The sequence below is a fragment of the Ruegeria sp. BF12 genome, from assembly GCF_056538705.1.
Window position 1 is genome coordinate 155679 of record NZ_JBQFTP010000002.1, and the last position, 17267, is coordinate 172945.

Here is a 17267-nt window from a genome sequence, read left to right on the forward strand (position 1 = left end):
CCCCGGTGGTGAGCCGGGGGCTAGTCGACGTGAAGTGCGGGTTCTTCAGCTCGCCCGCATCAGCATCCCGTAGAGGTCACGCGGGTCATCAGGGTCGGCCAGCATGTCCAGAGGTTCAAAGAAATCAGTGCCTTCGATGGCGGACTGGATGTATCGCAGGGCCGAGAAGTCCTCGATCGCGAAGCCAACGCTGTCAAACAGCGTGATCTGGCGGTCATCCAGGCGACCTTTGGCCTGACCGGTCATCACCTGCCACATCTCAGTGACCGGATGATTGTCATCCAACGCCTGAATCTCGCCTTCGATACGGGTTTGTTCGGGGTATTCGACAAAGATCTCAGACCGCAGCAGGATATCGCGATGCAACTCGGTTTTGCCTGGGCAGTCGCCGCCAATGGCGTTGATATGCACGCCCGGGCCAACCATGTTGTCGGTCAGGATCGTGGCGTATTTCTTGTCCGCCGTGCAGGTGGTGATGATCTGCGCGCCCTCGATGGCATCCTCGGCTGTTTTGCACTGCACGACAGTCAGACCGGAGTTCTTTAGGTTTGCCGCACATTTCTCGGTCGCTGCGCGATCGGTGTCGAACAGACGTACCGTGTCGATCCCACACATGGCCTTGAACGCCAGACATTGGAATTCAGACTGCGCGCCGTTCCCGATCATTGCCATGACGCGTGAGTTTTTCGGGGCCAGATAACTGCCCACCAAAGCCGAGGTCGCGGCGGTGCGCAGCGCGGTCAGCATTGTCATCTCGGTCAACAGGGTCGGGTAGCCGGTATAGACGTCAGCCAGCAGGCCAAAGGCGGTGACGGTCTGCAGACCCTCGGATGTGTTCTTGGGGTGCCCGTTGACGTATTTGAATCCGTAGGCCTCACCGTCCGAGGTCGGCATCAGCTCGATCACGCCATGGGGCGAGTGGGCTGGGATGCGGGGTGTCTTGTCAAAGCTCTCCCAGCGTTTGAAATCGGATTCAATTTGGGCCGCGATCTGGGTGATCATCTTTTCAAGCCCGATGTGATGCACCAGCCGCATCATGTTGTCGACGGATACAAAGGGCACAAGCGCCTTGTCAGAAGGTTGCATCATGATCTCCTATCGGCGGGAAAGGTGGATACCGGCGATCATGCAACGTACTGATCCACCGGCTGTTTCTATGGTCGGAACCGACAAAGGCAGCAGGGTTGCGCTGTCTTCGATGATGTTGATCTGTTTGGGCGTCAGCGCATCCCTGGCGCGGCTGGACAATGCCAGCACAAGGCCGTCACGCCCGCTGAGCTCAATGGTGTTTCCGGCAAAATTCGCGATCTGGTCATGCGACAAGTCGATGACAGTGCGACCGGATTCTTCCAATCGCGCCCGCACGGTTGCACGGCGTTCGGCGTCGGTGATCATGTCAAGACAGATCAGAGCATAATGCGTACCGATCCCCATCAGGACATTGGTGTGATAGACATCTCTGCCTTCAGCATCCCGAGCTTCGAACGCGATGGGTTCGTAGTTGAAGTTCGTGCAGAACCGCTCTAGCAGAACAGGATCAGCGCGGTTGGATTTGACCGTGTAAGCAATGCGCCCGACGTGATCGAGAACCATTGCTCCGGTACCTTCCAGCGCAAGGTTATCCTGTTCCAGCCCTGAATAGTCAATCACGTCCTGAACGCGGTATTCCTGCTTCAGCAATTCGATAACATCTAAGCGGCGTTCGCGTCGGCGCGACGGAACAAACATCGGGTAAATCGCGACGTGCCCACCGGGATGTGTCGAGAACCAGTTATTGGGAAAAACGCTGTCAGGCGTGTTCAATTGGCCGTGATCGTCAAAGACATGAACGGTTACACCTGCCTCGCGCAGTTGTTCGACCGCGCGATCATGTTCGTCGCGCGCGGCTGCTGAAGTCGCTTCGGCGGATCGGTGTGCCAGCGTCTGAAACGCATTGTCGTGGCGTGTCTCAGGGTTCGAAACAAACTCGTGCGGGCGTACCATAACGACGGCAGAGGGAGATTGAAGGGAATTCATCAGAAGCTCCGGGTCGGGCGGTCGAAGATGCGGCGACCCAGCAAGGAGGCGGCCAGATCAACCATAAGTTTCGCAGTGCGTCCACGTTCATCAAGGAACGGATTCAGTTCGACCAGATCCAGTGAGCAGACCAGACCGCTTTCGTGCAGAAGTTCCATCACCAGATGGGCTTCGCGTTCGGTCGCGCCTCCGGGAACGGTGGTGCCCACGGCTGGGGCGACAGATGGGTCCAGAAAGTCGACATCCAGCGAGACGTGAAGAAGGCCGTTTGCCGCCCGGACACGGTCCAGGAATGCAATCAACGGTGCCTTGATGCCATGTTCATCGATGCTGCGCATATCCGCCAGCATGGCCTGATCCTGCTCCAGTCGGGCGCGTTCTGCAGGATCCACGGACCTCAGACCGATCATACCCACGCGGTCTGTCGGAACGGGGGCGGCTAAAGGTGGGAAGGCGTCAAACCCGGGTTGCCCGGTGAAGTAGGCTACGGGAGTGCCGTGCAGGTTACCGCTGCCGGTGCTGTCCGGAGTGTGAAAATCGCTGTGCGCATCCAGCCAGAGCACAAACAGCGGCCGCCCGATCCGGTTGGCATGTGCGGCCATGCCAGCGACGGTGCCCATCGACAAGGCGTGGTCACCTCCCATGAAAATCGGCAGGCCCTTGGGTGCTGTTTCCTGCGCCGCGCGGCTGAGCGCACCGGTCCAGCCTACACATTCGGGCAGGGCGACAAGATGCGGGTGCTCTGGCACATCCGACGGATCGGCGCTGACATTGCCGATATCCGTTACTTGATGCCCAAGATCTGTCAGGGCTTCTTGTAGGCCCGCCACCCGATACGCGTCGGGACCCATGCGGCACCCCTGACGGCGTTTGCCAGCGTCCATCGGCGCACCGACCAATATCACGTTTTCAGTATCCATATGACTATCTAGCCACTCAGGGTGGCTTGCGAAAAGGCAGCAAAATGTTCAAAATGACACTTAGATATACGAACCGGAAAGCAATCATGGACGATTTGGATAGTAGGCTGCTGAGCGCTTTGCACCGGGATGCGCGGGCATCGCTGTCTGAACTCGCTGAAACGCTGGGTGTGACACGCACGACCGTACGCAGCCGGTTGCAGCGCCTGAAACAGTCAGGCGAGATCGTTGGGTTCACCGTTCTCACCCGTCAGGACGTGGCGCAAAGCCCCGTGCGCGGCTTAATGATGCTGGAAATCGAAGGCCGGGGAACCGAGCGCACGATGGCCCGCATCGCCGCCATGCGTCAGGTGCGCGCTGTGCATTCCACGAACGGCAGCTGGGACCTGATCGCTGAAATCTGGACCGAAACACTGGCCGAGCTGGACGAGGTTCTGTTCCAGATTCGCCGCATGGAGGGGATAACCCGGTCCGAGACCAACCTGCTGCTCTCGACCCGAAAGGGGCGGTTCTGACCGCGTAGTGCTTTGAGCCTGAAAGAAAATGTGCAAAAGTTGCTTTGCGTGATCCAACCGCGCAGGACGTGAAAAGGCCTGAGAGCAGGGACAAAGCATGGCAACGCAAGAGAACGTCGAAGAACTCTGGGCTGTACGCTTGGCGGAACGGGTGTCGGGGTTTCTTGAAAAGCCCGTGGTCAGGATCGCAATACCGATTCTTGTGACCCTCATCGCACTGATTGTTCTACACGAGCTGTCATCCCACGTGAAATGGGCTGATGTGCAGACGGACGTTGCGAACACATCGTGGAAACTGATGCTCATCGCGCTGTGTTGGACAGCGTTTAGCTTTTTCTCACTGTCGCTCTATGACGTATTCGCGGTGCAAAGTGTGGCAGATGGAGAGGTGCCGTTGCCAGTGGCTGGCATGGCCGGGGCCTGCGGGTACGCGGTGTCGAATTGTCTTGGATTTTCCTACATTACGGGCACGGCGATCAGGTATCGGATCTACGCGTCTCTTGGACTGGATTTAGGCAGGGTCGCGGGTGTTATTGCCACCTCATGGATCGCTTTCTGGTCGGGTTTTGTTTTGCTGTTGGGCACATTGCTAACGCTGCATCCGGACGGAATCTCCAAGATTTTGCCCATAAGTGATGTCACCGAAACCGTGATCGGTGTGTGCTTGCTGGCAGCGCTGGCAAGCTTGTTCATTTGGCTTTCCAGAGGCGGGCGCAGACTGGCTACGGGAGGGTTGGGCTTCAACCTGCCGGGCGGCAAACTGGCCGGACTTCTGACGCTGGCCGCGGTCGGTGATCTGTTCGGGGCATCGATGACCCTATACGTTTTGATGCCGGATGACATTGGGGTTGGATATCCGTTCTTCTTCACAATCTACATTGGCGCCATCGCCGTCGGCATCCTCAGCCACGCCCCAGGCGGGATCGGCGCGTTCGAAGCAACTCTGATCGCTGGACTAGGAGCCTCGGGGCGGTCCGACGTGATCGCAGCGCTGTTGCTTTATCGGTTGGTCTACACGTTTCTGCCGTTTGCAATTGCCACATTGTCCATCGCGGTTGCGTCAGCGCTGACGCACCGCCACCACATCAGCGGGGCGGCGACATGGGTTTATCGCGTGATCCGCCCGATCATCCCGATGGTTGCCGCGGGGGTTGCTGCCGTCGCCGGGGTCATCCTGTTGGTGTCCGGAGCATTGCCCACAAATAGCCAGAGCCTGGGCGCATTGCGTGACTTCCTGCCCCTGTCATTCGTTGAGGCGTCTCACCTTGCCGGCAGTGCGGTTGGGGTTTTGCTGCTCCTCGTGTCGCGGGGGCTGTTCCGCAAGCTGTACCGAGCCTGGGTGGTCGCCATGTTGTTGATGGTCGCGGGGTTCATTGCATCGCTAACCAAGGGCCTAGACACCCACGAAGCAATCACAATGCTTGGCACCATCGCCCTGCTTGCCACGTTTCGCGGAGCCTTTTACCGGGTCAGCGGCGCGTCGATCTTCCGCCTGAATATTCCGTGGCTGGTCAGCGTTATTGCCTTGCTTCTGGTAATCTTTTGGATCGGACTGTTCGCTTATTCACATGTCGAATACCAGAACGCCCTTTGGTGGGAATTCGCCTGGAACGGTAACGCCTCGCGCTTCTTACGTTCCAGTCTCGTTGTGGCGGTCATCCTTGGTATTGTGGCCGTAAACTCGCTGTTTGGGCGAGAGGTTCCCGAGCCGATGCGGACCGAGATACCGGAAGTTGTCGAACGGCTGGCGCTGGAAAGCGAAGACACCGAGGCGCAAATTTCCCTCACCGGCGACAAACAGTTCCTTATTTCCCCAGACGACAAGGCGTTTCTGGCCTATGCCGATACCGGCAACGCACTGATCAGTAAAGGCGAGCCTGTGGGGGAAGAAAAGGCTGGCCAACAACTGATCTGGCAATTGCGCGAGATGGCGGATCGCGAGGGCAAGCTGTGCGCGTTCTACAGCGTCTCGACCAAGTACCTGCCAACGTTTCTGGATCTGGGCCTCTCGATCCTGAAAATCGGAGAGGTTGCGCGTGTTCCGCTGAAGGATTTTTCACTGGACGGAAAGCCGCGCAAAAGGTTCCGTCAGGCCAAGCACAGGGCCGAACGCGAAGGATACGTGTTCGAGATCCTTCCAAAGGAAAACCTGGCCCCGGCGCTGCCAGAGTTGCGCAAAATCTCAGATGACTGGTTGGAGCACAAGGCCGGAGAGGAAAAGGGCTTTGCGCTCGGTGGCTTTGACGATGAATACCTGTCCTATTTCGATTTCGCGGTGCTGAAAAAGGCTGCTACCGGAAAGATCGTGGCCTTTGCCAACCTCTTTCAGGGCGGGCATAAGTCGGAACTATCGCTGGACCTGATGCGGTATGAGCCTGATGGGTCGAACTTTATTATGGACGCGCTGTTCGCCGAGATGATGACCTGGGGGGCAGAGCAGGGGTTCCATTGGTTCTCGCTCGGGGCTGCACCGTTTTCCGGGATCGAGAACAGGCAACTGGCATCCTTCTGGAACCGGGTTGGCGGGTTCGTTTATGAACATGGCGAGCAGTTTTATCACTTCGAAGGGCTTCGGTCCTTCAAGCAGAAGTTTGACCCGGAATGGAGCCCGAACTATCTGGCCAGCCCTGGTGGTCTGGCGGCCCCGAGGATTCTGTACGAGGTGAATATTTTGATCTCAGGCGGGTTACGCGGGCTGACCAAGTAAGGGTCAGTTCAGGCTGGCGCGCGTTGGGGTTTTCTCCAGCAGGTCGCCCCAATCGGTGCGATATGCCATCTCAGCCAGAACGGTTTCGGGCAGGAATTCCTGGTTTTGGCGGATTTGCCAGCCGCCGCCCAATCCTTTGTAAACAGCAACCAAATTGCTGGACACTTGCTGACGCGCTTCGATCAGATTGGCCTGCGACCGCAGCAGGGAAGTCTGCGTGTTTAGGATCCGAGAATAGCTGGCGATGCCGTCCCGGTACTGGTCGATGGCGATCTCGGCCGCTTTGCGCGAAGCCGCGACGCTGTTTTCATAAAACCCGACCTGCTTGCGGGACTGTGCGTAGGCCACCATCGCGCTTTCAACCTCGGAATAGGCGGTCAGGACCGTATTCTGATAATTGGCGATCAGCGCCTGATAGGCAGCATCCTGCGCTCGCACGTTGTTTTTAATCCGGCCGTAGTTCAGCACGTTCCAGACCACACCAGCATTGGCCAGTCCCGTGCTGCTGGTCGACGAGAACAGGTCACGCCCGCCCGACGCCTGCAGGCCAATTGCGCCGGACAGGATAAACTGCGGATACAGATCCGCCAGCGCGATACCGACCTGAGCTGATTGCGTTGCTGCTGCCAGTTCCGCCGCGCGGACGTCGGGGCGGCGACGCAGCAGTTCGGCCGGAACACCGACCGCCACGTTGGAACGTGCCGACGGGATGCGACCAGAGTTACCCAGCAGGCTGGTCATCCGGGAAGGCGTCGCGCCAAGCAAGACCGCCAAAGCATTCTTAGCCTGTTGAAGGTCGCTTTCGATTTCGGGAACCAAAGCCTTGGTGTTGTTCAGCAAGGCTTGCGATTCCTGAACGTCCAGTTCGGTGGTCACGCCGTTGTTAAACCGCAGCTGGGTCAGGTCGGCGGACTCCTGTTGTAGTTGGATGTTCTCGCGCGCGACCGCCAGCGACTCCTGCAGCGCCCGGATGTTAACGTAGAGCGCCGCGACATCTCCGGTCAGTGTGACCAGCGCGTCGTCATAGTTTGCCACCTGCAAAGCCAGATTGGAGCGCGCGGCCTGTACGCCGCGGCGTTGCTGGCCCCAGACGTCCAGCTCCCATTGGGCGTCGAACCCGACTTGAGACGTTGAAAACTCGGTGTCGAGCGGGATGATCCTGCGGATATCGGAAATTGGCCCGAGGTTGTCGCTGACCTGGCGGCGTTCGATGGATGCGCCGATGGCCTGCGATTGCGGATAGAGCTCACCGAAGGCGATGCCCAATTGCGCGCGCGCTTGCAGGACACGGGCGCCCGCCACCTGCAGATCAAGGTTCTGGGCATACGCTTCGGCGATCAGCTTGTTCAGCGTGGGATCGTTGAAGGTTTCCCACCATTTAACCACCGGTGCGCTGCGCGAGGTCAGCCCACTTTGTCCCGCGCTTGGACTGTTCACCTCGATCCACTGCTTGACGACCGGAGAGTTGGGCCGCACGAAATCCGGACCGACCGGTGCGCACCCCACGAAGAGCGTTGCACACAGGGCCGTGCCCATCAATCGGCGGTAAAGTCTGGCCCGGGTCATGCTAAGCGTCCTCAGATATCCAATGGTCGAATGAAGTTGGCGAAGGAATACAGCCGGATATTGATCCGCCGCAAAAATTCAAAGCTCTTGCCTTGCCCGGTGTAGATCGCGACGGCCGCGTGACCGCCAGCAGGGAAGGTGTGATCGTCAGGGATGTCGACCGAGATCTGCACCGCGATACGTCCTGGCAGTTTCGGCAATTCAAACCCGGGCAGGCGGCCCGAGGGAAGATACTGACCCTGTCGGGTGGCCCACCAGATTGCCTCGACCTTGCCAGTCAGGATTTCTCCGGGATAGAGGTCAAGCGCGACCTCGACGGGTTGACCGACTTCGACAAACTTCAGATTCTGTTGTCTGTAAGTGGCCAGAATGTAGGGGTTGTCCTTGGTTACAAAGCTGGCAATCGCCCCCAGACGGATATCACCAACGACAAGCCCCGGCCGCGCCTGTTGAGACACGATCATGCCGTCTTCGGGTGCATAGATCGTGGTATTGTCGAGAAAATACTGAGCCTTATCCAACTGAGCCTGCGCCTGCAGGATGCCGGTATTGATCCCGTCGATCTGCGAGTCCAAAGCCAGATTGGCCTTCTCCAGATTTGCTTCGGCCTCTTTGATTTGTGCCTGATCCTCGGTTACCTGTTCGTTCCAGCGATCCAGCTCGTCCTGACGCGCACCACCTGCAGGCACCAGATTTTCGTACCGCGCCTGCTGAGTCTGCGCATAAGCCAACTGGGCATTCGCGCGCTCAACGGCTTCGGCCGCGACAATCACGTCCTGTTCGAGGATTTTGGCGTTCTGCTCTGCGGCCACCAATTGCGCGGTAGCGGATTCAACCTCAAGTGAGAAGACCGTGTCGTCAAAGCGATAGAGCGGATCACCTTTGAGAACGGGCGTGTTGGGCTCCACCAGCACTTCGGTCAGGATCGTCGGTTCGGTCAGGCGCGGGACGATCTGGATGGTCGAACGGACCACATGGCTGTCGATCGAGAAGGGTTGGAAGAACCGTAGTGCAACCAGAAAGACCAACAACAGGTGGGCACCCACCCAGAAGGTCACGATCCCCCAAGTGATACTGAACTTCAGCCACTTCACTTTGAAGAAGATAAACCAGACGAAGATGATGTAAAAAAGCGTAATGCCGAGGGCGACGAACATATTTTGTAGTTTCCTTTGGCCTTAGCTTTTTTGCGTCTCGTCCGGGTCAAGCGGGTCGCGGTACTCTTCCGTCAGCTCACCACCCAACCGCTTGATTTCCTTGCGAACAGCCTCCCGTTCATCGTCGGGCATGCGGCGAATATCGACAACGGTTCCGTCGTGGAAAGCCCAGATAAAGGCGTGGACCCATGGGACGATGGCCAGAAACCCCATCCACCCCATGATCTTGATCGCCTCAGCATGAGGGTGGTTACGTTTGATCGCGATGCGTCCCGGTAAACCCATGACGAACAGGAACAGAGCCATCACCGCCGCCAGCAGCAATATCAATGCAAGAAACGTCAGGTAGTCATAGTAGTCCAGCGGCTGCCCAAGTAACCCCATGTTCGTGCCTCCGTTTGGGAAGGTTATCCCATCCTCAATTGTTGGTGCCTAGTTCGTCAATCAATTTGTAGCTGGTTGGCGGGTCGGCGCAAATTCCCGGGCCGCACTCGATCAAGGTTGAAACTGCGTTCAGCACAGCGAGCCCAAGCATGACGAAGAACGCCGTCTTTGCCAAAGTGCTGCCGCCAAAGCGCGGTTGGTCCGACGTGTCGGTGGCATATTGGCGTTCAAACATCAGCATGATTGCCGTGCCCAGCAGGATCAGAAAAAAGCAAATGGCGGCCCAAGTGTAGTAATGCAGTCCCAGAACGGGTGAGCCGTAATGACCGGTGCCCGGTACGATGTGCAGAAGGATTTGCCGCACCGCGACGCTGCCGCCGAACAATGCGGCAATCAGCATTAACGCATAGTGTTGGGGGCGGGCTCCGTATAGAAGGTTCAGTCCCAGACCGACGCCCACGGCGACAAAGCCAACGCGTTGCAGCAGGCAAAGCGGGCAGGGCAGTTCATACAGCGTCAGCTGGTAGATATAGGCCAGCAATAGCACGAGGCTCACGGCAAGCATGCCGATGGCATTCAATGTTCGGGACAGGTCCGGTGTCATCGCCGCCCCCTACAACTGAATCGTCAGCTGGCTGGTGGCGTGAAACTTCAGCCAGTACACACTCAACGCCAGCGTGAAAATGAACAGCGTGTTGGCTGCCGTTGTTCTTCGAAAATAGTTCAGCCCCATCGTGGCTGTAAGTAACGCAAATAAAAGCGCTATCATGGCCCGGTTCTCCCCTTCCGTGCAACGATCGCAATACGGGGATACTGTCAGGCGAAATGGTATCTGGCAAGGAAAGGGTTGCAAGGTTCACCTTTTAGGCGAACCACTTACGCTGTTATTGGCATATGCGCACGGTAGTATCCCATTCGTTGCACCGGTCGCGCAGATAGGCTGTCAGCGGATGGTCGGTGTAGAACGTATCGATTTCGGCCAAGGATGAGATGCGGGCCGGAGCTGCCCTTTGAAACTTCGAATGATCGGCCACAAGAAATGTGCGCCGTGTCTGGGCGAGAATTGACTGGCTGACGTGGACCTCTTGAAAATCAAAGTCCAGTAGATCGCCGTCGGTATCCAGCGCAGAGCAGCCGATAACGGCGTAGTCGAACTTGAACTGCCTAATGGTCGATATCGTCAGATTGCCAATCAGCCCGCCATCCGAACGACGCAGGACGCCCCCTGCAACGACAATTTCGCAATTGGGGTTTTCCACCAGAATGTTGGCGACGTTCATGTTGTTGGTGACGACCATCAGATCCTTATGGTTTAGCAGCTGGCGCGCGACAGCCTCGGTCGAAGTGCCGATATTCATAAACACCGACGCGCCGTCCGGAATGTCACCAGCACAGGTCAGCGCAATACGTGCCTTGGCATCTTCGTTCAGCGCACGGCGGTCTTCATAACCTATGTTTGAGACGCCGGACCGCAGGACCGCACCGCCATGCACGCGGTCCAGTTTCCCCATATCGGCCAGCTCGGAAAGGTCGCGGCGAATGGTTTGGACCGTCACACCGAACCGGTCAGCCAGTTCTTCAACCATTACCCGACCGTCTTTTCTGGCTACGTTCAGAATATCCGACTGGCGAAAGGAAAGAGACATGTTTGGCTCCGGATAAATAAGTAAGTTCGTTTTTGTTCGAACTAGAGGATTTTGCAAGCATTCGAACGCGAATTCAGTGAGTGAAGGTCAAAATTAAACAATCCAACGCTGTTTGGAAGTAAAAACGAAAAAATACGAATAATCGCATTGACGAAACGCGCTTGCGCCGGGTTAATGGCCGCGACTTTTCCAGCATAGGGAATCATCCGGATATGGAACGGCAAAGTGGCGAGGTCACAGACCTTTTCATCATCGGTGGCGGGATCAACGGGTGTGGTATTGCCCGTGATGCGGCCGGGCGAGGGATGTCTGTCACCTTGGCAGAGATGAACGATCTGGCGTCGGCAACTTCTTCGGCTTCAACCAAGCTGTTTCATGGCGGATTGCGATATCTGGAATTCTTCGAGTTTCGCCTGGTGAGAGAGGCTCTGATTGAGCGCGAAACACTACTGCGGGCGATGCCCCATATCAGTTGGCCGATGCGCTTTGTGCTGCCGTATCACGCTGACATGCGGTTTGACTCCGAGACACCGACGTCCCGGTTGCTGAGTACCGTGATGCCGTGGATGCGGGGACAGCGCCCGGCGTGGCTGATCCGTTTGGGGTTGTTTATGTACGACCACCTTGGTGGTCGCAAAATCCTGCCGGGAACAGCTTCGCTGAACCTGCGCAGCGCTCCGGAAGGTGCGCCGCTGCAGGATAAGTTCGAAACCGCTTACGAGTATTCCGACTGCTGGATCGAAGACTCCCGGCTGGTGGTACTGAATGCCCGCGATGCTGAGGCTCGCGGCGCGAAAATTCTGGTGCAGACTGAAGTTCTCTCCGCTGAACGGGTCGATGATCTGTGGAAGGTCACAATCCGCGATCAACAAAGCGGAGAAACAAGTGAAATTCGCGCCAGAATGCTGATCAATGCGGGTGGACCGTGGGTCGGAGACATCATCCAGACCAAGATCCGGATCAACTCCCGCGAAGGAGTTCGCCTGGTGCGTGGCAGCCATATCGTGACGCGCAAACTCTACGACCACGACAAGTGCTATTTCTTTCAGGGTGAAGACGGGCGCATCATCTTCGCCATTCCGTATGAGCGGGACTATACGCTGATCGGTACAACGGATCAGGACCATCCGGACCCGTCGGAGCCACCGGTCTGTACCGAGGAAGAGCAGGATTATCTGTGCGCGTTCGCTACAAAGTACTTCAAGCAGCCGGTGACGCGCGATGATATCGTATGGACCTATTCCGGTGTCCGTCCTCTGTACGACGATGGGGCCAGCAGTGCGACAGCTGCGACTCGCGATTACACGCTGAAGGTCGACGCGCAGGGCGGGGCGCCGGTGTTGAATGTGTTTGGAGGAAAGATCACCACCTACCGGCGCCTGGCGGAAAGCGCCATGGAAAAGGTGGCCGAGCATTTCCCCGATTTGCCCGGCCCATGGACAGCTGGCGTTGCGTTGCCCGGAGGTGACTTTCCGGTCCATGGCGTGCAGGATCTGGTTGAGGGACTATTGGCGGCCTACGGGTTTCTTGACCGCCCTTGGGCCGAGCGGTTGGTCCGCGCCTATGGCACCGAAGCCCGGACAATTCTTGGGGAAGCCACGTCTGCAGCAGATTTGGGCGAAGACTTTGGCGCGACTCTGAGCGCGCGGGAATTGGCGTGGTTGATGGACAAGGAATACGCCCGCACGGCCGAAGACGTCGTGTGGCGCCGGAACAAGATGGGCCTGAGACTGACCGCAGAGCAAATCGAGCACATTCAGCGCTGGATGGATCATCAAAACGCGCCGGCGGTCGTTACGGCCTAGGCAAACGGCCCGAAAAAAGCCCCGCCGGATTGGCGGGGCTTTTTGTTTTGGATCACGCGGCTTCCTCGGATGGGTCGGGATCGTTCTTGGTTCCCTTGATCCACTCCCGCAGGCTTTGCATCAAGGCGTAGAGGACCGGCACAAGGATAACGCCGACCAGTGTGGCCGCCAGCATCCCGCCGAATACGGCCACACCAATTGCCTTCTGGCTCGCTGCGCCCGCGCCGCTTGCTGCGAGCAGCGGAACCACACCCAAGAGGAACGACAAGGCTGTCATCATCACCGCGCGGAAACGCTGATAGGCGGCTTCGGCGGCGGCGTCCCGGATCGACAGGCCTTTGGCCCTTTGCTCCATCGCGAATTCAACGATAAGAATGCCGTTTTTCGAGGCGAGCCCCACAAGCATGATCATCCCGATCTGCGTGTACAGGTTGATGTCGCTGCCAACGATGGCCACAGCGGCCACAGCACCAAACAGCGCCACGATCACCGACAGCAGGATCGATACCGGCATAGTCCAGCTTTCGTATTGCCCCACGAGGAACAGATACCCAAACAGGATCGCCAGCCCGAGGATCACGATGACCAGACCACCCGAAGCCAACTGCTGTTGCGCAGTCCCGGTCCATTCAAAGGCGTATCCAGGTGGCAGGGCGGTGGCCGATTCTTCGGTCATCACTGTGATCGCATCCCCGGTCGAAAGACCCTCAGCCGGAACCGCTGTCACAGTCGCGGATCTGAACAGGTTGTGACGCTTCAGCAAAACCGGGCCCAGAACGTTTTCGACATCGATGAGCGTACCCAAGGGCACCATCTCACCTTTGGTCGAACGCACGTAAAGGTTCGAGATATCGTCGACATTGTCGCGATACGACCCTTCGGCCTGGATCATTACACGATAGACCCGCCCGAACAGGTTGAAGTCGTTCACGTAATACGACCCCAATTGCGCCTGCATCGTCTGGAAAACCTCGGCGACCGAGACTTCCAGCGTTTTGGCTTTTTCGCGGTCCAGATCGACAAACAGCTGTGGCACGTTTGCGCGGAAGGTGGTGTAGGCCTGTCCGATTTCGGGGCGCTGGTTCGCCGCATAGACGAACGACCCCACGGCCGAGGCCAGATCCTGCGGCGTGCCGCCGCCAGTTTGCTGAACCTCCATCTCAACACCTGCCGAGTTCCCGAGGCCTTGAATTGGTGGCGGGTTGAATGCCACGATCGAAGCCGCGGACTCACCGTATGCGATGGCCAAGACCTTTTGCAGAATAGCATCCGCACTCAGGTCGTCTTCTTGACGGTCGTCCCAGTTGTCGAGGTTCACAAAGATCGCGGCGCCGTTTGTGGTTGTGCCGTTGAGGATCGAGAAACCGTTGATCAGAACCGTGCTCGCCACGCCCGGGATCTGCTGAATCTGATCGTCGACCCGGCCGGACACAACCTCGGTCCGTTCCAGAGTCGCGGCATCGGGAAGCTGAATATCAACAAACAGATAACCGTTGTCCTCAAGAGGAAGGAAGCCGCTGGATGTGTTGGACATGATCGTGCCCGTACCCATGGCCAGCACGACAATGACGCCCAGCCCGACAACCGGCAGAATAAGCAGCTTGCGAACAATCGCGACATAGCCCGTCCGAATGGAGCCGATAAAGTTTTCAAACAACGCCAACAGTCCTTTGGGCGGGCCTGAGCGCGGTTTCAGCACAAGCCCACACAAAGCGGGCGAAAGGGTCAAAGCATTGATCGATGAGATCACAACCGCGGTTGAGATCGTCACGGCGAATTGCGAATAGAGCCGCCCCGAGATGCCGGGCATGAAGGTCACAGGCACAAACACCGCCAACAGAACCAGCGTGGTTGCAATCACCGGACCGGTGATTTGCCCCATGGCTTTGCGTGTCGCCTCAGCCGGTGGAAGACCTTCATCTGCGATGATCCGTTCGACGTTTTCGACCACAACGATGGCGTCATCCACCACGATCCCGATGGCCAGCACCAGCGCGAACAACGAAATCGTGTTCAGCGACATGCCGAACAAGAGCAGGAAGGCAAATGTACCGATCAGTGAGACCGGGATCGCAACCGCGGGAATGATGGTTGCCCGCCAGCTGCCAAGGAAAACAAACACAACCGTGATCACCAGCGTGAAAGTCAGGATCAGGGTTGTAACCACGTCATTCAAAGACTGTTCTACAAAGTCAGTGGTGTTGAAGGGGACGTCGTATTCCACATCCGTCGGGAAGGTGCGTGACAACCGTTCCAGTTCGGCTTCGACCCGTTCAGAGACCGCCAGCGCGTTCGCGCCGGGGGCCTGATAGATGCCGATAACGGTGGCAGGAACGCTGTCGAAATAGCCCGAAGCAGCATAGTATTGCGCGCCTAGCTCCACCTTGGCGATATCTTTGACACGCACGATTGACCCTGCATCACCAGTGCGGATGACAATGTCACCAAACTCGGCAGCCGAGGTCAGGCGGCCTTTGGTCTTGATGGTGTATTGAAAGGTTTGTCCTTCCGGCACCGGCGGCGCGCCGATGGAACCGGCCGATACCTCGACGTTCTGTTCACGAATGGCGCTGATCACGTCCCCTGGAGTGATGGACAGAGCTGCCATCTTGTCGGGGTCCATCCAGATACGCATGGCGTATTCCAGATTGGTCAGAACGTCCGCCTTACCAACGCCCTGAACCCGCGCCAGCGCGTCTTTCAGGTTGATCGAGGCATAGTTGGAAAGGAACACGCTGTCATAAGTGCCGTTCGGTGATGTTAGCGTCACCAGCAACAGCATGTTGGTCGACGCTTTTTGCGTGACAACACCTGACGACGTTACCTCGGACGGCAGCGAGGACATCGCCTGCGCCACGCGGTTCTGCACGTTGACCGAGGCAATATCGGGATCGGTGCCCACTTCGAACGTGATATTCAGCGAATACGAGCCGTTATCGGACGAGGTAGACGTCATATAAATCATGTCGTCCACACCGTTGACTTGCGCCTCGATCGGCGCGGCAACGGTGTTTTCCACGGTTTCGGCGTTTGCGCCGGTGTAGGTGGTCGTTACGCTGACCACAGGTGGTGTAATGTCCGGGAACTGGGCAACCGGCAAAACCAGATAGCCGATACCGCCCATGATGGTCAGGACAAGCGAAATAACAAGCGCCAGCTTGGGCCGGCTGATGAACAGGGCCGAGAACATCCGTTATTCTCCCGGCTGTTCAGAGGCGACGACGGCATCTACCGCCACACCTGGGCGAACCCTTTGCAGGCCCTCGACGATCACGCTTTCGCCTTCGCGCAAGCCATCCAGCACGATGATCGCAGTTCCGACGGTATCGCCAGTGGTGATATAGCGCTGTTCGACCAGTTGCTTGTCATTGACCACCAGAACAAACTCGCCACGCTGATCGCGCTGCAATGCGGCCTGCGGGACCAGCACCTGAAGCGTGGGCTCAAGCGCCTCGATCTGAACGCTCAGGAATTGTCCATCGATGATAAACCGATTTTCGTTAGGGAATTCTGCCCGAACCGTGATCGCACCGGTCAGTGGGTCGATGCGGTTGTCGACAAACACAATTCTGCCGGTCTCATCCAAATCTGTTCCGTTGGGCAGTGTGAGGTGCACATTCGGGCTTTTGTTGCTTTCGGCCAACGACGCAGCGCTTTCGCCGTATTGTTCAAGAACCGTGGTGAACTGCTTTTCATTCAACGAGAAATTCACGTAGATGGGTGCCTCGCTCACAAGGTTCACGAGCGGCGGGTTTGTTGGCCCCACCACGTCGCCGACACTTGTTTCCACGCGACCGATCCGGCCCGCAAACGGTGCGTGGATCTCGGTATAGCTCAAATCCAATTCGGCTTGCTGAATGGCCGCATGTGCCGCTTTGACCTCGGCCTCGGCGACCAGTTCATTGGCGCGGGCGATGTCACGCTCGGATTCTGGCGTGGCGTCGCGTTTATACAACTCTTCCTTCCGGGCCAGATCGACCTTGGCCAGTTCAAGATTGGCCTCGGCTCGGTCCAGATCAGCCTTGCGGGCTTCCAATGTCGCCTCGTAAAGATCGGGTTCGATAGTGAACAGCAGGTCGTCTTTTTGAACCAGCGCACCGTCTTCAACATCCTGGGTTTCCAGGAACCCGTTTACCCGGGCAACGATGTCGACCTTGTCGATCGCCTCGGCGCGCCCGATGAACACGGCCTCATCCGTTATCTCTTCGGTATAAGCGGCTGCAATCGAGACTTTCGGTGGCGGGGCTTCGCTTTGGTCCTGTGCGACGGCGGCATTTGCCAGTCCCAGACAGATCACAGCGGCGGAAGGCCAGATGAGCTTGCCGGCACGGCTGCCGTGATGGGATTTCGAAAACGTCGGTACAAGGGACATGGCGATTGCCTCGTTGAAGAAAACTATATGCGACCCGAACCGTCACTGACGGGCCGAGTCGCTGGAACTTTTCGTCAGGATGGCGGGTTTGAATGTATTTCTCAACCTTGTTCACGCCTGTTACCGGAACACGGATCCTGAAATTATCATGACAGGTGGCAGGTTTACCGGCACTTTTC

Annotated in this window: 14 protein-coding genes; 3 read left to right on the forward strand and 11 right to left on the reverse strand. The window is 57.7% G+C overall.

Features of this window, described 5'->3' with window-relative positions; translation table 11 throughout:
* Positions 1 to 45: 45 nt before the first annotated feature.
* The 3 genes from ACR0J0_RS03705 to rocF are packed head-to-tail and all read right to left on the reverse strand — an operon-like array spanning position 46 to position 2936.
* Entirely contained in the window at positions 46 to 1089 is a 1044-nt protein-coding gene (locus tag ACR0J0_RS03705; RefSeq protein ID WP_480661361.1) for an ornithine cyclodeaminase, read from the reverse strand.
* Positions 1090 to 1095: 6 nt separating this feature from the next.
* The gene (gene ctlX, locus ACR0J0_RS03710) at positions 1096 to 2016 is read right to left on the reverse strand and encodes a citrulline utilization hydrolase CtlX (RefSeq protein ID WP_480661362.1); all 921 of its coding nucleotides are present in this window, start codon (positions 2014 to 2016) and stop codon (positions 1096 to 1098) included.
* Positions 2016 to 2936 carry an arginase gene (gene rocF, locus ACR0J0_RS03715; RefSeq protein ID WP_480661363.1) on the reverse strand — a complete coding sequence of 307 codons (921 nt, stop codon included), beginning with the start codon at positions 2934 to 2936 and terminating at the stop codon, positions 2016 to 2018. Before rocF ends, ctlX begins: the two co-directional genes overlap by 1 nt.
* Positions 2937 to 3022: 86 nt before the next feature.
* Between rocF and ACR0J0_RS03720 the strand changes: the two genes are divergently transcribed.
* Together ACR0J0_RS03720 and mprF are read left to right on the forward strand one after the other, a co-directional pair.
* Positions 3023 to 3451, forward strand: coding sequence for an Lrp/AsnC family transcriptional regulator (locus ACR0J0_RS03720; protein WP_480661364.1), 429 nt, complete (start codon positions 3023 to 3025; stop codon positions 3449 to 3451).
* 97 nt (positions 3452 to 3548) lie between these two features.
* Positions 3549 to 6158 (forward strand): bifunctional lysylphosphatidylglycerol flippase/synthetase MprF, encoded by a 2610-nt coding sequence (gene mprF / locus ACR0J0_RS03725; protein WP_480661365.1) that lies wholly within the window; start codon positions 3549 to 3551, stop codon positions 6156 to 6158.
* A 3-nt stretch (positions 6159 to 6161) separates the two neighbouring features.
* On the opposite strand, the gene ACR0J0_RS03730 is transcribed toward mprF, so the two are convergent.
* The 6 genes from ACR0J0_RS03730 to ACR0J0_RS03755 all read right to left on the reverse strand — a co-directional run bounded on the left by ACR0J0_RS03730 (position 6162) and on the right by ACR0J0_RS03755 (position 10911).
* Positions 6162 to 7724, reverse strand: a complete 1563-nt coding sequence (locus tag ACR0J0_RS03730; protein WP_480661366.1) for an efflux transporter outer membrane subunit — start codon at positions 7722 to 7724, stop codon at positions 6162 to 6164.
* Positions 7725 to 7735: 11 nt separating this feature from the next.
* Positions 7736 to 8881 (reverse strand): HlyD family secretion protein, encoded by a 1146-nt coding sequence (locus ACR0J0_RS03735; protein WP_480661367.1) that lies wholly within the window; start codon positions 8879 to 8881, stop codon positions 7736 to 7738.
* A gap of 21 nt (positions 8882 to 8902) precedes the next feature.
* On the reverse strand, positions 8903 to 9265 hold the full coding sequence (locus tag ACR0J0_RS03740; RefSeq protein WP_480661368.1) for a DUF3302 domain-containing protein: 363 nt from the start codon (positions 9263 to 9265) through the stop codon (positions 8903 to 8905).
* A 34-nt stretch (positions 9266 to 9299) separates the two neighbouring features.
* Positions 9300 to 9869: a disulfide bond formation protein B gene (locus ACR0J0_RS03745; protein WP_480661369.1), complete on the reverse strand. Its 570-nt coding sequence runs from the start codon at positions 9867 to 9869 to the stop codon at positions 9300 to 9302.
* Between the two features lie 9 nt (positions 9870 to 9878).
* Positions 9879 to 10034, reverse strand: a complete 156-nt coding sequence (locus ACR0J0_RS03750) for a DUF5993 family protein (RefSeq protein WP_239337747.1) — start codon at positions 10032 to 10034, stop codon at positions 9879 to 9881.
* 115 nt (positions 10035 to 10149) lie between these two features.
* Positions 10150 to 10911 carry a DeoR/GlpR family DNA-binding transcription regulator gene (locus ACR0J0_RS03755; protein ID WP_480661370.1) on the reverse strand — a complete coding sequence of 254 codons (762 nt, stop codon included), beginning with the start codon at positions 10909 to 10911 and terminating at the stop codon, positions 10150 to 10152.
* Positions 10912 to 11123: 212 nt separating this feature from the next.
* On the opposite strand from ACR0J0_RS03755, the gene glpD reads away from it, so the two are divergent.
* Positions 11124 to 12716: a glycerol-3-phosphate dehydrogenase gene (glpD, locus tag ACR0J0_RS03760; protein ID WP_480661371.1), complete on the forward strand. Its 1593-nt coding sequence runs from the start codon at positions 11124 to 11126 to the stop codon at positions 12714 to 12716.
* A gap of 52 nt (positions 12717 to 12768) precedes the next feature.
* On the opposite strand, the gene ACR0J0_RS03765 is transcribed toward glpD, so the two are convergent.
* Together ACR0J0_RS03765 and ACR0J0_RS03770 are read right to left on the reverse strand one after the other, a co-directional pair.
* Positions 12769 to 15906, reverse strand: coding sequence for an efflux RND transporter permease subunit (locus ACR0J0_RS03765; RefSeq protein ID WP_480661372.1), 3138 nt, complete (start codon positions 15904 to 15906; stop codon positions 12769 to 12771).
* Positions 15907 to 15909: 3 nt separating this feature from the next.
* Positions 15910 to 17088: an efflux RND transporter periplasmic adaptor subunit gene (locus ACR0J0_RS03770; RefSeq protein WP_480661373.1), complete on the reverse strand. Its 1179-nt coding sequence runs from the start codon at positions 17086 to 17088 to the stop codon at positions 15910 to 15912.
* Positions 17089 to 17267: the final 179 nt, after the last annotated feature.

Excerpts from the sequence above, each read along its gene's own strand:
- ACR0J0_RS03705 (WP_480661361.1), bottom strand. The coding sequence starts at position 1,089 with ATGATGCAACCTTCTGACAAGGCGCTTGTGCCCTTTGTATCCGTCGAC.
- ctlX (WP_480661362.1), bottom strand. The coding sequence starts at position 2,016 with ATGAATTCCCTTCAATCTCCCTCTGCCGTCGTTATGGTACGCCCGCAC.
- rocF (WP_480661363.1), bottom strand. The coding sequence starts at position 2,936 with ATGGATACTGAAAACGTGATATTGGTCGGTGCGCCGATGGACGCTGGC.
- ACR0J0_RS03720 (WP_480661364.1), top strand. The coding sequence starts at position 3,023 with ATGGACGATTTGGATAGTAGGCTGCTGAGCGCTTTGCACCGGGATGCG.
- mprF (WP_480661365.1), top strand. The coding sequence starts at position 3,549 with ATGGCAACGCAAGAGAACGTCGAAGAACTCTGGGCTGTACGCTTGGCG.
- ACR0J0_RS03730 (WP_480661366.1), bottom strand. The coding sequence starts at position 7,724 with ATGACCCGGGCCAGACTTTACCGCCGATTGATGGGCACGGCCCTGTGT.
- ACR0J0_RS03735 (WP_480661367.1), bottom strand. The coding sequence starts at position 8,881 with ATGTTCGTCGCCCTCGGCATTACGCTTTTTTACATCATCTTCGTCTGG.
- ACR0J0_RS03740 (WP_480661368.1), bottom strand. The coding sequence starts at position 9,265 with ATGGGGTTACTTGGGCAGCCGCTGGACTACTATGACTACCTGACGTTT.
- ACR0J0_RS03745 (WP_480661369.1), bottom strand. The coding sequence starts at position 9,869 with ATGACACCGGACCTGTCCCGAACATTGAATGCCATCGGCATGCTTGCC.
- ACR0J0_RS03750 (WP_239337747.1), bottom strand. The coding sequence starts at position 10,034 with ATGATAGCGCTTTTATTTGCGTTACTTACAGCCACGATGGGGCTGAAC.
- ACR0J0_RS03755 (WP_480661370.1), bottom strand. The coding sequence starts at position 10,911 with ATGTCTCTTTCCTTTCGCCAGTCGGATATTCTGAACGTAGCCAGAAAA.
- glpD (WP_480661371.1), top strand. The coding sequence starts at position 11,124 with ATGGAACGGCAAAGTGGCGAGGTCACAGACCTTTTCATCATCGGTGGC.
- ACR0J0_RS03765 (WP_480661372.1), bottom strand. The coding sequence starts at position 15,906 with ATGTTCTCGGCCCTGTTCATCAGCCGGCCCAAGCTGGCGCTTGTTATT.
- ACR0J0_RS03770 (WP_480661373.1), bottom strand. The coding sequence starts at position 17,088 with ATGTCCCTTGTACCGACGTTTTCGAAATCCCATCACGGCAGCCGTGCC.